At 69.4% G+C, this 13,614-nt stretch carries 14 protein-coding genes; 13 read left to right on the top strand and 1 reads right to left on the bottom strand.

Translation table 11 applies throughout. The features are described 5' to 3' along the window. Positions 1-56 precede the first annotated feature (56 nt). Positions 57-1,658: a bifunctional 3-(3-hydroxy-phenyl)propionate/3-hydroxycinnamic acid hydroxylase MhpA gene (mhpA, locus tag ACI6PP_RS15385; RefSeq protein WP_421112486.1), complete on the bottom strand. Its 1,602-nt coding sequence runs from the start codon at positions 1,656-1,658 to the stop codon at positions 57-59. A gap of 158 nt (positions 1,659-1,816) precedes the next feature. Here mhpA and ACI6PP_RS15380 point away from each other — a divergent pair, with 158 nt between their 5' ends. The 13 genes from ACI6PP_RS15380 to ccsA all read left to right on the top strand — a co-directional run. After that, positions 1,817-3,043 (top strand): amino acid ABC transporter substrate-binding protein, encoded by a 1,227-nt coding sequence (locus ACI6PP_RS15380; protein ID WP_421112485.1) that lies wholly within the window; start codon positions 1,817-1,819, stop codon positions 3,041-3,043. Next, complete coding sequence (locus ACI6PP_RS15375; protein WP_421112484.1) at positions 3,040-3,906, top strand: branched-chain amino acid ABC transporter permease; 867 nt, start codon at positions 3,040-3,042, stop codon at positions 3,904-3,906. The genes ACI6PP_RS15380 and ACI6PP_RS15375 overlap by 4 nt, the downstream gene beginning before the upstream one ends. Continuing rightward, positions 3,903-4,889 carry a branched-chain amino acid ABC transporter permease gene (locus tag ACI6PP_RS15370; protein ID WP_421112483.1) on the top strand — a complete coding sequence of 329 codons (987 nt, stop codon included), beginning with the start codon at positions 3,903-3,905 and terminating at the stop codon, positions 4,887-4,889. Before ACI6PP_RS15375 ends, ACI6PP_RS15370 begins: the two co-directional genes overlap by 4 nt. Beyond that, the gene (locus tag ACI6PP_RS15365) at positions 4,886-6,391 is read left to right on the top strand and encodes an ATP-binding cassette domain-containing protein (protein WP_421112482.1); all 1,506 of its coding nucleotides are present in this window, start codon (positions 4,886-4,888) and stop codon (positions 6,389-6,391) included. Before ACI6PP_RS15370 ends, ACI6PP_RS15365 begins: the two co-directional genes overlap by 4 nt. A gap of 26 nt (positions 6,392-6,417) precedes the next feature. Further along, a complete protein-coding gene (locus ACI6PP_RS15360) occupies positions 6,418-7,104 on the top strand; it encodes a DAPG hydrolase family protein (RefSeq protein ID WP_421112481.1) in 687 nt (228 codons plus the stop codon). Positions 7,105-7,178: 74 nt separating this feature from the next. Continuing rightward, positions 7,179-7,940: an IclR family transcriptional regulator gene (locus ACI6PP_RS15355; RefSeq protein WP_421112506.1), complete on the top strand. Its 762-nt coding sequence runs from the start codon at positions 7,179-7,181 to the stop codon at positions 7,938-7,940. A gap of 61 nt (positions 7,941-8,001) precedes the next feature. Next, a complete protein-coding gene (locus tag ACI6PP_RS15350; protein ID WP_421112480.1) occupies positions 8,002-9,114 on the top strand; it encodes a DUF3500 domain-containing protein in 1,113 nt (370 codons plus the stop codon). Between the two features lie 22 nt (positions 9,115-9,136). Next, a complete protein-coding gene (locus ACI6PP_RS15345; RefSeq protein ID WP_421112479.1) occupies positions 9,137-9,469 on the top strand; it encodes a cupin domain-containing protein in 333 nt (110 codons plus the stop codon). Between the two features lie 767 nt (positions 9,470-10,236). Next, on the top strand, positions 10,237-10,581 hold the full coding sequence (locus ACI6PP_RS15340; RefSeq protein WP_421112478.1) for an ArsR/SmtB family transcription factor: 345 nt from the start codon (positions 10,237-10,239) through the stop codon (positions 10,579-10,581). A 52-nt stretch (positions 10,582-10,633) separates the two neighbouring features. Beyond that, the gene (locus tag ACI6PP_RS15335; protein WP_421112477.1) at positions 10,634-11,557 is read left to right on the top strand and encodes a cation diffusion facilitator family transporter; all 924 of its coding nucleotides are present in this window, start codon (positions 10,634-10,636) and stop codon (positions 11,555-11,557) included. Between the two features lie 31 nt (positions 11,558-11,588). Beyond that, on the top strand, positions 11,589-12,242 hold the full coding sequence (locus ACI6PP_RS15330; RefSeq protein ID WP_421112476.1) for a DsbA family protein: 654 nt from the start codon (positions 11,589-11,591) through the stop codon (positions 12,240-12,242). Between the two features lie 184 nt (positions 12,243-12,426). Beyond that, complete coding sequence (locus ACI6PP_RS15325; protein ID WP_421112475.1) at positions 12,427-12,822, top strand: signal peptidase II; 396 nt, start codon at positions 12,427-12,429, stop codon at positions 12,820-12,822. Positions 12,823-12,982: 160 nt separating this feature from the next. Continuing rightward, on the top strand, positions 12,983-13,614 hold a 632-nt coding region (ccsA, locus tag ACI6PP_RS15320), incomplete at its 3' end, for a cytochrome c biogenesis protein CcsA (protein WP_421112474.1).

Here is a 13,614-nt window from a genome sequence, read left to right as displayed (position 1 = left end):
TGTTGTCGACGCGGACGCCTGCGAGCTTCACTGGTGTTCTCCTGCGGGTCGGGTGTTTATCTGTGGTGGGCGACGGCGCCGAGCGCCGCGGCGTAGCGGTCGACGAGGTCGTCGACCTCGTCGACTCGAGCTGCGGTTCCGAACAGGTATCGATCGGGGCGGACCAGTGCTGCCGACGCACCGGCCCCGGCCAGCCATGCGTACAGCTCGTCTGCCGGTGCGGTGGTGGTCGCTCCTGGGAAGGGCGAGGTGGTGTCGGGGGCGAGCACGTGGACGCCGAGCATGCGTGCGAGGTGGCTCGCCCCCAGTCCAAGCTGCGCGCCGTTGCCCAAGACCAGCAGCGACCGGTGCCCGGCGATCTCGTCCAGACGCACCGATCCGCCGTGGCCGGGGACCACAACCATCGGCTGCGGCATCAGGGTGCCACCTGACTTCCCCTCATGCGCCCCGGGTCCCAGCGTGGGCAGCGGCGGTGCCGGCGGGCCGACGGACGCTGCCCGCTCGGCGATCATGCGCTCATCTCGCCGAGCTGCCTCGTCGGGATCGGTGACGCAGATGAGCTGCCCGAGCCGCATGGAGAAGTCGATGAACTCGCGGACGTGCGGGATGCGTTCGGTGCCGTAGGAGTCCAGGAGTGCGTCGTCGGCGATGCCACGCAGGACCAGGTCGAGCTTCCAGGCGAGGTTCATCGCGTCGCGGAACCCCGCCCCGAGCCCTTGGCCTGCGAACGGTGGCATCAGGTGTGCGGCGTCGCCGGCGATCATCACGCGACCGACGCGCCACGTGTCGGCCCAGGCGGCCTGGAAGGTGTAGACCGAGTGGCGTTCCAGGACGGCGTTGCCCGGATTCAAGCCGTACGGCTCGAGCAGGCCCCAGGCGGTGGCGGTGCTGTTGAGCTCGTCGCGGGTCTCGTGCGGCAGGCGCATGAACTCCCACCGTCGTCGGCCCGGCCCACCGGGGACCATGGTGCTGGGTCGGGTGATGTCGCACCGTTGCGCGGCGACGTGGGGAAACTCGACTCCGTCGGCGGGCAGGACGTCGACGACCAGCCAGTCGTGGAAGTAGCCCAGGTCGTTCCAGCCCGCCCCCATCTGTCGGCGGACTCCGCTGGCGGCGCCGTCTGCACCGATCAGGTAGCGGGCCGTCAGCGTGCGCGGCGGACCGTCGTTCGGCGCGAATGCGGTGAGCTCGACCTCGACGTGCTCATCGTGCTGCACGTGACCGGCGGCCTCCCAGCCGCGCAGGACCTCGACGCTGTCGAGGCCGTCGACGATCGCGTCCAGATGGGCCTCCAGGTCGGGCTGGTGGAAGAAGTACGTGTTGAACCACCCCGAGCTGCCCCTTCCGCTCCAGTCGACCTCCAGCAGGACCTGTTCGTCGTGGTTGCGCCAGACGTAGAGGTCGTCGTAGGGCTCGGTCACCTCGGGGATCGCGTCCGGGGCCAGCCCGATCGCCTGCAGGGTGCGGGCGAATTCGGAGTCGTGGGTCACCGCGCGCGGCAGCGGGTACCCGGCGAGCTGGCGGTCCACGACGGTGATCCGGTGCCCCTGGCGTGCGAGCAGGATGGCCAGCAGCTTGCCGACCGGGCCGAATCCGACGACGGCCACGTCGCTGGGCTGGGCGGTCTCGGCGGTGTCGCGGGAGCCGTTCAGGGGCATTCCCACTCCTTCGTCTCATCGCCCGCGGCACGCTGGCGAAGGGTTGACATGTGATCTGCGCCATGACCATACTTCCCGCCAGTCGAAACATTCAACCCGGATCGTGGGACAAAGTCCGCAGCGGACAGTGACCTCGGCCGACTTCGCGGGAGATCGCCATGACCCTGCCCCTCCGCACCTGGACCGCGGCCCTCGCCGCCGCCACCTGCGTGCTCAGCCTCGCCGCCTGCGGCGGAGTCAAGACCGCCTCGGACGATCGCGCCGACGCCGACACGGTCGTGATCGGCGCGAGCATCCCCCTCAGCGGCGACCTCGCCGGCTTTGGCGGGTTCCAGAAGTGGGGCTACGAGCGGGCCGTCAAGGAGGTCAACGACGCCGGCGGCATCGACGTCGGCGGCACCAAGGTGCCCGTCGAGCTCAAGCTGCTCGACGACAAGACCGACCCCAACCAGGTCACGTCCAACACCCAGGCACTGATCTCCGACGACAAGGCCGTCGCACTGCTCGGGTCGTGCACGCCGGCCCTGGTCATCCCGGGCGCGATCGCCGCCGAGAACGCCAAGATCCCGTTCGTCACCGGCTGCGCCCCCGAGGGCGCCTTCACCAGTGCCAAGAAGTGGACCTACGCGTGGGACCTGTTTTTCTCCGAGGCCGACCTGGCGACGACGACCTTCGAGACCATCTCCAGCTCGGGTGTCCAGACGAACAAGAAGGTCGCGATCCTGCACGACAACGGTCCGGACGGAAAGGTCGTCGGCGGGACCATCTGGCCGGCCGAGGCCAAAAAGAACGGCTTCCAGGTCGTCGCCACCGAGGAGTTCCCCACCCAGAACTCCGACTTCAGCGCCGCGGTCCAGAAGGCCAAGGCGTCGGGCGCCGACGTCGTCCTGGTCGACGCCGTCACACCCCAGGCGGTCAGCATCCGCAAGCAGATGGCCACCGCCGGGTACGACCCGACGTTCCTGGTGATGGAGAAGGGCGCTGAACCGCAGCAATTCGCCGACGCCCTGGGCAACCTGTCCGACGGGGTCCTGGTCGGCGGCTACTGGGACCCGTCCCTGCCCTACCCGGGCGCCGCCGAACTCGGCAAGGCCTACACCGACGAGACCGGCAAGGGATTCAGCCAGCACATCGCCGACAGCTACACCGCCGCCAAGGTGCTCCTCGACGCCATCGCCAAGGCCGGATCGACCGAGCCCGCCGAGGTGAACAAGGCCGTCGGCGCCACCGATGCGCAGTACCCCGTCGGCCCGGTCAAGTTCGACGACAAGAACTTCGCCCGGCTCAACATCGTCGAGCTGCAGTGGCAGGACGGCAAGACCCAGGTCGTCCACCCCGAGGCCGACCAGACCGCCAAGCTCATCGCGCCGGTGCCCCAGTCGTGACCGCACTCGCACAAGCGCTGGTCAGCGGCGTCCTGCTCGGCGGACTGCTCGCCCTGGTCGCCCTCGGCCTGTCACTGGTCCTGGGCGTGATGCGGCTGGTCAACCTGGTCCACGGTGAGATGGTCGTCATCGGCTCCTACGCCGCCTACGTGCTCGTCACCCAGACCGGACTCGACCCACTGGTGTCACTGCCGATCGTCGCCGCCGTCGGCGCGGTGATCGCCTGGCCCGTGCAGAAGCTGCTGATCCAACCCATCACGGCCCACGGCGAGGACGCACCGCTGATCACGACGTTCGCCCTGTCGATCATCGTGCAGAACCTCTTCGTCCTGTGGCTCGGCGGTGACACCCGAACCGTCGACCGCGGCTACACCCGCAGCAGCCTCGACTTCGGCCCGGTCACCGTGCCGACCATCTACCTCATCTCGTTCGTCATCTCGGCCGTGGTGTGCGTCGGGGTGCACCTGCTGCTCACCCGTACCTCGTTCGGTCGCCGGTTGCGCGCGGGTTCGGAGGACCCCGGCGCCGCCGCGATCATCGGGGTGCGGGTCCCGCGCCTGCACGCGACCACGTTCGCGCTCGCCGGAGCCATCGCCGGCGTCGCCGGGTCGCTGGCGGCGATGACGTTCTCATTCACCCCGACCTCGGGTGCCAACTGGCTGCTCACCGGCTTCGCCGTCGTCGTCCTCGGCGGTCTGGGCAGCGTCAAGGGAACCGCCGTGGGTGGCCTGATGCTCGGCGTCGCTGAATCCCTCGGCGCTCTGGCCTTCGGCGACGGGTACCGCCTGTTCGTCGGACTGGTCGTCTTCCTCGTCTTCCTCGCCCTGCGCCCCAACGGCCTCTACGGATCGGTGACCACGTGAGCACCACCACCGCCACACCACCCGCCACAACCCGGAACCGGCGACCGACACCGTCGCCACGCCCCTGGGGACGCCTGGTCCTGCTGGCCGCCGTCGTCCTCGCCCTGGCCGCCGTGCCGTTCCTGGTCGGGCCCTACGGTCAGCAGGTCGGGTACCGCGTCCTGCAGCTCGCCGCCCTTGCGGTGGCCTGGAACCTTGTCGCGGGCTACACCGGAATGGTCTCCCTCGGCTCGGCCGCGTTCGTCGGACTCGGCGCCTACGCGGCCACCGAGATCGCCAACCGCACCGGTGCCCCGCTGCCGGTGATGATGCTCGCCGGGGCCGTCGTGGCCGCGGTCTTCGCCGTCGTCGTCAGCCCGGCGATGTTCCGCCTGTCGGGCCTGTACTTCACCGTGGGCACCCTCGCCCTGGCCAGCGCCCTGCAGATCCTGGTGATCAACCTCGACACCTTCGGCGGCGCGTCCGGCCTGATCGTCGACGTCACCACCCCACCGGACTACGTCCTGTACTGGACGATCCTCGCCGTCGCCGTGGCGTGCACCGTCGTGGTGATGGTGCTGATGGCCACCCCCGCGTCGCTGTCGCTGCGCGCGATCCGCGACGACGAGGCCACCGCACGCCAGATGGGTGTGGTCACGTTCCGCACCAAGCTGTGGGTGTTCGCCCTGTCCGGGGCGATGATCGGCGTCGTCGGCGCCATCCAGTCCACCCGCCTCGGGGTGGTCGAGCCCTACGGCACGTTCGGCCTGAACTGGACCATCATGATTCTGGCCGCCACCATCATCGGCGGCCTGGGCACCCAGGCCGGCCCCTGGGTCGGCGCAGTCCTTTACGTCCTGCTGGCCGAGGCCCTCAAGGACTACCCCGAGATCCACATCGCGATCACCGGCGCCGTCCTGGTCCTGGTGATCAGGTTCGCACCCAACGGCATCTGGGGCGCCCTGGTCCACCAGCTCGGGCGCCGAACAGGAGCGAACCGATGAGCGCCCCGGTCCTGCAGGCACGCGGCCTGACCAAGAGCTACGGCGGCGTCGTCGCCCTCGACGGTGTCGATCTGGACGTTGCCGACGGCCAGTCCGTCGGCGTCATCGGCCCCAACGGTGCCGGCAAGAGCACCTTCGTCGGTGTCGTCTCCGGCGCGCTCGCCGCCACCTCGGGCACCCTGCACCTGGACGGCACCGACGCCACCGGACTCAGCGCACCGGCCAGGACCGGGCTCGGCATCGGGCGAACCCACCAGATTCCCCGCCCGTTCGGCCGCATGACGGTGCTGGAGAACCTCCTGCTCGCCGGGCGCCACGCCCCCGGGCGCGAGTCCATGGCCGCCACCCGCCAGCGCAGCCTGAACATCCTGGACCGCACCGGCCTGGGCGACGTCGCCCACAGCACCGCCGGCGGCCTGCCCCTGCTTCGCCGCAAGCGCCTCGAGCTGGCCCGCGCACTTGCACTCAAACCCCGGGTGCTGCTGTTGGACGAGATCGGCGCCGGCCTGGTCGAGCACGAGATCGCCGAGCTGATCGACCTGGTCAACGACGTCCGCGGCGAGGTCGCCGGCATCGTGCTGATCGAGCACGTCATGGACGTCATCAAGGCCTGCTGCGAGCGCACCGTCGTCCTGGACTTCGGCAAGAAGATCGCCGAGGGCACGACCGCCGAGGTCCTCGCCGACCCCCAGGTCGCCGAGGTCTACCTGGGGACCGCCGCCCAGACCGGCACCACCCCCGCAACGGTCCACGACCGGCTGCCGACCGACCGCGAAGTCGTCCTCGACGTGCGTGGCGCCGCGGTCTCCTACGGCGGCGTGCGCGCCCTGCGCGGCGTCGACCTGGACGTCAGGCGCGGCGAGGTCGTCACCCTCCTGGGTGCCAACGGGGCTGGCAAGACCACCCTCGCCCGTGCCATCAGCGCCGCAGTACCACTCGACGCAGGCACGATCACCTTCCAGGGCGGGCGCATCGACGGCACCTCCCCGGACCGGGTCGCCGACGCCGGCATCGCGCACTGCATGGAGGGTCGCCGGATCTTCAGCGTCCTGACAGTCCAGGAGAACCTGATCCTCGCCGCCGACCGCGTGCCCCGCGCCGAGCAGACCCGCCGGTTGCGACACGTGTTCGACGTCTTCCCCGTCCTGGCCGACCAGCGGAACAAGCGCGGCACCGCGATGTCGGGTGGGCAGCAGCAGATGCTCGCCATCGGACGTGCGCTGATGGCCGAGCCGACTCTGTTGATCCTCGACGAAGTCAGCCTCGGTCTGTCACCGGTCGCCGTCGACGGCGTCTACGACACGCTCGGGACCATCCGGCAGACCGGTGTCGCGATGCTGCTGGTCGAGCAGAACCTCCAGCGGGGCCTGGCGTTGGCCGACCGTGGTGTGGTCATCGCCCACGGGTCGGTCGCCCTCACCGGGACGCCCGCGGAGCTGGCCGCTCACCCGTCACTGGCCTCGCTGTACGTGGGCGACGACTCGGCCTCCCAGACCGCCTGACCACCGACCCACGAGAGCAACCAACCATGGACCTGTCCGAAGCAAACCTGCTGCTCGACCCCACTCCCCTGCCCATCGAGACCGGCTGGGAACGACTGCCCGACGGCGTCGTCCATGTCGCCGCACGCACCGACATGCACCACTGCACCGGGCAGATGTTCGAGTGGTGGTTCCGCTGGCGCTGCGACACCCAGAAGTACATCTGGTGGCACCCCATCGACCACGTCTCGTCGACCTGGGCAGGTGACCTCGCCGACGACACCCACGTCGGGTCGGTGCACGTGGTCACCGAGCGGTTCACCGGGCTGCCCGCCGAGGACCTGCAGATCCAGTTCCGCGACCCCACCGAGTTCTTCGACGCCGCCGCCTGCGACAAGGCTCGCACCGGCGGTGCCATCAGCTGCGCGGTCGTCGGCCGCACCGCGGTCGGCGAGGTGGCGTCCGACGACGACGGGCGCCTGCTCGGCGGCAGGCTCCTGCACGTCGGCCGCGACACCCCGTGGGGCTTGGCACTGCGCAGCCACTTCTACCTCGGTCAGGACCTGCCCGCGCTCGGGCTGAGCCCAGCCGAGGTCACCGAAGCCGTGAGCGAGGAGTTCGCGGTCGCGCTGCTCCAGCACGCCTACAACGAGTTCACCTTCCTGTCGCGGTTCCTGCCCTCGCTGTACCTGGCCGAGCACCGCGACACCACGACGATCGAGGCACCCTGGTGACATACGATTCCTCACCCGCGCACACCGCTGGTCCGCGCGCGCACTCCACCGACAGGGAAACCACCGTGACGAGCATGCCGGACAAGGCCGCCAGGGCCGGCGGCATCCAGGTGCTCCACCGCGCAGCCGACGTCCTGCGTGTCCTGCAGACCGCACCGGCCGGACTGAGCCAGGCCGAGATCGCCTCACGGTTGCACCTGGCGACCAGCACGGTGCACCGCATCGTCGGCGCCCTGGAGGAGGAGGGCTTCGTCGCCGGCACCGCATCGGGCGGACGCGCCAGGTACCGACTCGGTAGCGAGATCGCCCGACTAGCCGGCGCCGTCCGACGGAGCCTGATCGGCGAGTTCCACCCCCTGCTTGAGCAGCTGTCCGCCGCCACCGGTGAGACCGCCGACCTGGCCGCGCTCGATCACAACCGGGTCACCTTCATCGACCAGGTCGTCGCCCCCAACCGGCTCCGCGCGGTCAGCGCCATCGGTGAGTCGTTCCCCGTGCACTGCACCGCGAACGGCAAGGCGATCCTGGCCGCGATGCCGCCCGGTGAGGTCGCCGCGCTCGTGGCACCGATGGCCGGGTACACCCCGCACACGATCACCGACCCCGAACGGCTCGAGGCCGAGCTCGCCGTCGTCCGCCGCGACGGTGTCGCGTTCGACCGCGGCGAGCACACCGAGGGCATCTGCGCCGTCGGCGCCGTCGTCGGCGACGTCCTGGGAGAGACCGTCGCGGTCAGCGTCCCGATGCCCGCGCAACGGTTCGCCGGCCGCGAGGACGAGCTCGCCGCACTGCTGCTGGACGTGCTCGAGCGGCATCGCCCCAGCACCGACGCCTGATAGACCCACTCCCGCACCGGCCGCTGCCCGCGGCCGTCGACGCGACCCAGGAGACAGACACATGGACGCCTACGCCGCACCCCGGACCGCCCAGCGCCTGCTGGTCATCATGATCGGTCTGCTCGACACGATGGACGCCCAGCAGCGCTCCGTCGTCGTGATGCCCTTCGACGACCAGCGCCGCACCGACTGGGACATCATCCCGCGCCCCGACCCCAGTGGTCTGGCGTTGCACTTCTTCGACCGCCACCAGCGGGTGCTGATCCAGGAGCTGCTCGCAGCGGCCCTGACGACCCGCACGTACACCAAAACCCTCGCGATCCGCCAGCTCGAACACGTCCTGCGCGCCGAGGAGGCCGACTTCCTCGGCCCCGCGGCACAGACGTGGCGCACCTCGGACTCTTACCGGCTCGCAGTCTTTGGCAGACCCGGCTTCGAGGACACCTGGGGGTTCAGGTTCCTGGGCCACCACGTGTGCATCAACATCACCGTGGTCCAGGAACGCTGGATCAGTGCCACCCCCAGCGCCCTGGGCCAGCAGCCGGTCGACTACGACGGCGTCCTGAGACCGCTGGCCGACGACGAGAGCCTCGGCTTCGAGTTGCTGGGCTGCCTCGATGACGACCAGCGCGCCGCCGCGATCGTCCACGACGTCGCACCGGCGGACTTCGTCACCCGCCAGGTCCCCCACGTCGGCGCGTTCGAGTACCCCGACTACTACGACCTCGGCATGCCGCAGTATACGATCACCGCCGCCGACCGGGTCGCTCTCAAGCTCGTCCGTGACTCCCCCACCGGTGTCGGCGCCGACCGCCTCGGCACCGAGCAGCAGGCGATCCTGGATCGCCTAGTCGACACGTTCCTCCATCGGCACCCAGCCGAGACGCAGGAGCACCACCGCGCCGCGTACGTCGCGACACCGCGATCGGAGGTGCACTTCGCCTGGGCCGGTGGGACCACGCGCGGCACCCCGCACTACTTCCGCGTCCAGACCCCGACGTTCCTGATCGAGCTGGTCAACGCGGTCAACTCCGGGCAGCACATCCACTCGGTCCTGCGTGACCTGGACAACGACTTCGGCCACAACCTGCTCACCGCCGCAGCTGCCGCCGACGACCACCACCTGCTCACCCGCACCACGTCCAGCGCCGACCTCGACCCCGGCCTGGAATGAGCCTCACCGACAGGAAAGCCCCGTGAACCTCACCCGCCTCGACGACGCCGTCGCCTTCGACCCGCCCGGCCACCACGACGTGCGCCCGCTGTGGCTCCAACAGGGCACCGACGGCACCGCAATCACAGCTGCCCTGTCGCACTATCTCCCGGGAGGCGGGGCTGAGATGGCTCCTGTCGAGCGCGACACGGTCTACGTCGTTCTCGCCGGGCACCTGACTGTCGATTCGGACGGCCAGACGCACACCTTGGGTCCCCTGGACTCCGTCAGCCTCTCAGCAGGGACCGCGCGGTCGGTAGAGAACCGCACGCACCTGACTGCAACCATGCTCGTGATTCGCTCGGCCACGACATGACCTAGATGCCCTGCAACACGGTGATGATTCGGTGACAGACCTCGAGTCAGTTGTCAGCAGGGCGCGAGCCCCCGACCGGCGCCCTTCTCCGCCGGTGGGCGTCCGCAGAGGATCGGCTGGTGGTCCACCCAGCTCGCCGAGCGGGTCCTGAATCCGGGCGACTTGGCCACCGGACGGTGCGGTCCACCCGCTGACCTCCACGGGCCGATGTGAGAACGTCCTAACCGTGACGGCATAGGTGCTCTTGATGCTCGGACGACGCTGCACACCGCTTGTGCTTGTCGTTGAAGCTGAGTTCCTGCCGACCTCGCCGCGTCGCCGACTCAACACCGGTCCAGACTATTTTCTACGACGTGTAGATTGCAGATCATGACGGACTGCGGGCTGAGCGCACACGCGCTCTGTCAGGGTGTGCCGGCACTGACTTCGGCCCTCTTGGTGGTCGGCCCGGCTGCGGCGGGTGCCTCGACGCCGTCAGGCTCGACGGTGAGAACCGGCGAAAGAAGCGGTGTGCCGGCTTTCGCGAACAACGAGCAGACCACCCCGGTCGGGTTCGCCCTCAGCTTCGGTGTCGCAGTGGCCTGGTTCGCAATCGGCGAGGCGCACAGCCCGCCGCCGACTGATGTCCTCCAGGCGGGCCGAGACGTCGATGAGCCAGACCACGTGCTCTCTCGCGGTCGCGTCACCATCGCATCCCCAGGTGTCCTTACCGGCACCACAGATAGTTCACATTGTCTTGAATCCAAGCTTGCGTGTATCTTTGACGAGTGACCATTCCTGTTCCGTCCGACGCGCTGGCCCGTTTCGGGCATGCGATCTCCGACCACACCCGCACTCAGATCCTCCTCGCGCTAGTCGACTCGCCGTCCTACCCGGCCGACCTGGCTCTCCGGCTCGACGTCTCCCGTCAGACCATGTCGAACCACCTGTCCTGCCTGCGAGGGTGTGGCCTGGTGGTCGCGGTCCCCGAAGGACGCCGCATGCGCTACGAGCTGTCCGATCCCCTCATCGCGCACGCGTTGAGCGACCTGGTGGACCTCGTGCTGGTCGTCGACCCCGAGTGTGCGCCGGCCAGCACCCACGCGGCACTACACGCGATGGCCCGATCGTGAGCGCCTCAAACCTGAGCCGCAGGGTGCACCGCAACTGCGAAGGCGGCCACTGATGGGCCACGACCACGACCACGCACCTCAGGTGCAGGGAGCCCACCAGCGCCGACGCCTGGCCATTGTGCTCGGCATCACCGCGACCATCATGGTCGTCGAGATCGTCGGCGCGGTCCTGACGGGCAGCCTGGCACTGCTGGCCGACGCCGGCCACATGCTGACCGACGCCGCCGGACTCGCGATGGCGCTGACCGTCGCGCACCTCACGCTTCGCCCGCCCACCGCGCGGCGCACGTGGGGGCTGGCCCGCGCGGAGACCATCGGCGCAGCCGTCCAGGCCCTGCTACTCCTCGCTGTCGGGCTTTACGTCCTCGTCGAGGGGATCAGGCGCCTGTTCGAACCCGGCGAGGTCGCCTCCACCGGGATGATCGTGTTCGGCGTCATCGGGTTGGCGGGCAATGCGGTCGGCATCTGGCTGCTCGCGAGCAGTCGCGGCTCAAACCTCAACATGCGCGCCGCCTTCCTCGAGGTCCTGAACGACACGCTCGGCTCGGTCGCGGTCATCGTCGCCGCCATCGTCATCGCCACCACCGGGTGGACACGCGCCGATGCCATCGTGTCGCTGTTGATCGCCGCCCTGATCGTGCCGCGCACCCTGATGCTGCTGCGCGACAGCGGCCGCGTCCTGCTCGAGGCCACGCCTGCCGGTCTCGACCTGGACGACGTCCGCAGCCACGTGTTGGCGCTGCCTCACGTCCGCGAGATCCACGACCTGCACGCGTCCCAGATCGCCACCGGTCTGCCGATCCTGTCGGCCCACGTCGTCGTCGACGACGAGTGTTTCTACGACGGGCACCTGCAGACCATGCTCGACGACCTGCAGGCCTGCGTCGTCGAGCACTTCGACGTCAGCGTCGAGCACTCCACCTTCCAGTTCGAGTCCATCGCCCACGCCGACCACGAGTCCGTCGTCCACCCCTGACGACTCACCCGCCGCCGACCAGGAGCGCCCCATGAAGACCCAGAACAAGATCACCGCCGTTGTCATCGCCGTCGTGGTGGCCGTCCTGGCCGCCTACGTCGTCATCCAAAGGGTCGGCCGGGAGGAACCGGCAAGTGCGGCCGAGGCCGCCGACATCCTGGTCCGCGAGGACAGTCACCGCCTGGGAACACCGGCCGAGGACGGCAAGGCCACCCTGGTCGAGTTCCTCGACTTCGAGTGCGAGTCCTGCCTCGCGGCCTACCCGCTGGTCGAGGAAATGCGCAAGAAGTACGACGGTCAGGTCACGTTCGTCATGAGGTACTTCCCCATCCCCAGCCACGCCAACGCCCAGAACGCCGCGTACGCGGTCGAGGCCGCCTCGAAGCAGGGCCAGCTGGAGCCGATGTACAAGCGCATGTACGAGACGCAGACCCAGTGGGGCGAGCAGCAGGACTCCAAGGCCGCACTGTTCCGCTCGTTCGCCGAGGACCTCGGACTGGACATGGCTCAGTACGACACCGACGTGAAATCCAAGGCCACCCAGGAGCGAGTGGCCAAGGACTACGAGGACGGCATCAAACTGGGTGTCCAGGGGACTCCGACCTTCTTCCTGAACGGCAAGAAGCTGCAGCCTGAGACCGTGGACGACTTCACCTCGGCCATCGACGCGGCCGTGACTGGCTGATGGGTACCGGACACTGCTGGCACACCCCCGCGGTCGTCCTCACACACAGCGCCGGGTGTGCCACACGATGACCAGCGTGCGCAGACCCCGGGAGCCCGGAGAGCCAGACTCACAGATCCGAGAGACCCGCCTTCGGCTCCGACTCGCCGGCGGAACTGTCGCCGCTGTCGTGACCGTGCTGGCCGTGAACGCGCTCCTCGAACGCGTCATGCGGCCTGGACGCACCACCACCCTGGGCCTGCTCGACCTTCGACTGGAGTACAACACCGGCATCGCCTTCGGACTCGGGGGTGACCTCGCCCCGAGCGTGGTCACTACCGTCACCGGCATAGTCACGGTCGCCGTCGCAGTTGTCGCCTTCCGCGCGGTCCCGCACTTGGCCCCACTGGGCAGGATCGGGTTGACCGGGCTGGTGAGCGGCGGCGCGGCCAACGTGCTTGACCGCGCCGGCGACGGCGCCGTCTCGGACTACCTGCACACCGGGTGGTTCCCCACCTTCAACCTCGCCGATGCCTTCATCGCCGTCGGCGCGATCCTCATCCTGCTGGACAGCCTCCTGGGCGGGAACCAGCACCGATGACGAATCGCAGGCGTCTTCCGATCACCGGTAGGTCGACACGTCCGCCAAAGCCAAGACCATGTCGCCGTGACCGCAACGCTCACCACCTTGGCAGCGCATTCAACCCCCTCGCGCGCGCCAACACCGACAGCATCGACGACCAGCACGAGGACGCACGACCATGACGCTCGCCGAGTACGCCACCTTCTCGAACTACGCGATCGCCGCCGCGACCGTCGTGCTCTCGCTGGCCTGGCTCGCGCACATGGCCGAGTGGGGCTTCGCCCGCCAGGTGGCCGCACCCGCCGTCCGCGAGCGCGCACTCGTCAACGCCGGCGGCGGCGACTCCGCCCCCGTGCCCGACGAGGCGATCGAGACCCCCGAGCTGCGCCGCGACCTCGCCGGCCGGATGGGCATCTCGTTCACCGTCCTCGCCACGTTGATCCTGCTGGCGGGCGTCGTCACCCGCGGCCTGGCGGCCGAGCGCGTGCCGTGGGGCAACATGTTCGAGTTCTCCACCGCGGGCGTCACCGTCGCGATGACGGTCTACCTGATCCTGGTCAAGACCCAGCAGGTGCAGTGGCTCGGCGGCATCATCATCGGCTTCGGCGTGATCGTCCTCGGCCTGTCGATGACGGTCTACGTGCCCGCGGGCCCGCTCGTCCCCGCCCTGCACTCGTACTGGCTCGTCATCCACGTGGCCGCCGCGATGATCGCCGGCTCGGCCTTCCTGGTAGGCGCCGCGACGTCGGTGCTCTACCTGGTCAAGGCGCGCGCCGAGCGGCTCACGCCCGACGAGGCCGACCGCGTCGG

Source organism: Solicola agrisoli (assembly GCF_049059935.1).
Classification (GTDB): Bacteria; Actinomycetota; Actinomycetes; order Propionibacteriales; family Nocardioidaceae; genus JAURVT01.
The sequence above is the reverse complement of the archived record's forward strand: the minus strand, read 5'-3'. Positions and strand labels throughout refer to the sequence as shown.

Excerpts from the sequence above, each read along its gene's own strand:
- mhpA (WP_421112486.1), bottom strand. The coding sequence starts at position 1,658 with ATGCCCCTGAACGGCTCCCGCGACACCGCCGAGACCGCCCAGCCCAGC.
- ACI6PP_RS15380 (WP_421112485.1), top strand. The coding sequence starts at position 1,817 with ATGACCCTGCCCCTCCGCACCTGGACCGCGGCCCTCGCCGCCGCCACC.
- ACI6PP_RS15365 (WP_421112482.1), top strand. The coding sequence starts at position 4,886 with ATGAGCGCCCCGGTCCTGCAGGCACGCGGCCTGACCAAGAGCTACGGC.
- ACI6PP_RS15360 (WP_421112481.1), top strand. The coding sequence starts at position 6,418 with ATGGACCTGTCCGAAGCAAACCTGCTGCTCGACCCCACTCCCCTGCCC.
- ACI6PP_RS15355 (WP_421112506.1), top strand. The coding sequence starts at position 7,179 with ATGCCGGACAAGGCCGCCAGGGCCGGCGGCATCCAGGTGCTCCACCGC.
- ACI6PP_RS15350 (WP_421112480.1), top strand. The coding sequence starts at position 8,002 with ATGGACGCCTACGCCGCACCCCGGACCGCCCAGCGCCTGCTGGTCATC.
- ACI6PP_RS15335 (WP_421112477.1), top strand. The coding sequence starts at position 10,634 with ATGGGCCACGACCACGACCACGCACCTCAGGTGCAGGGAGCCCACCAG.
- ACI6PP_RS15330 (WP_421112476.1), top strand. The coding sequence starts at position 11,589 with ATGAAGACCCAGAACAAGATCACCGCCGTTGTCATCGCCGTCGTGGTG.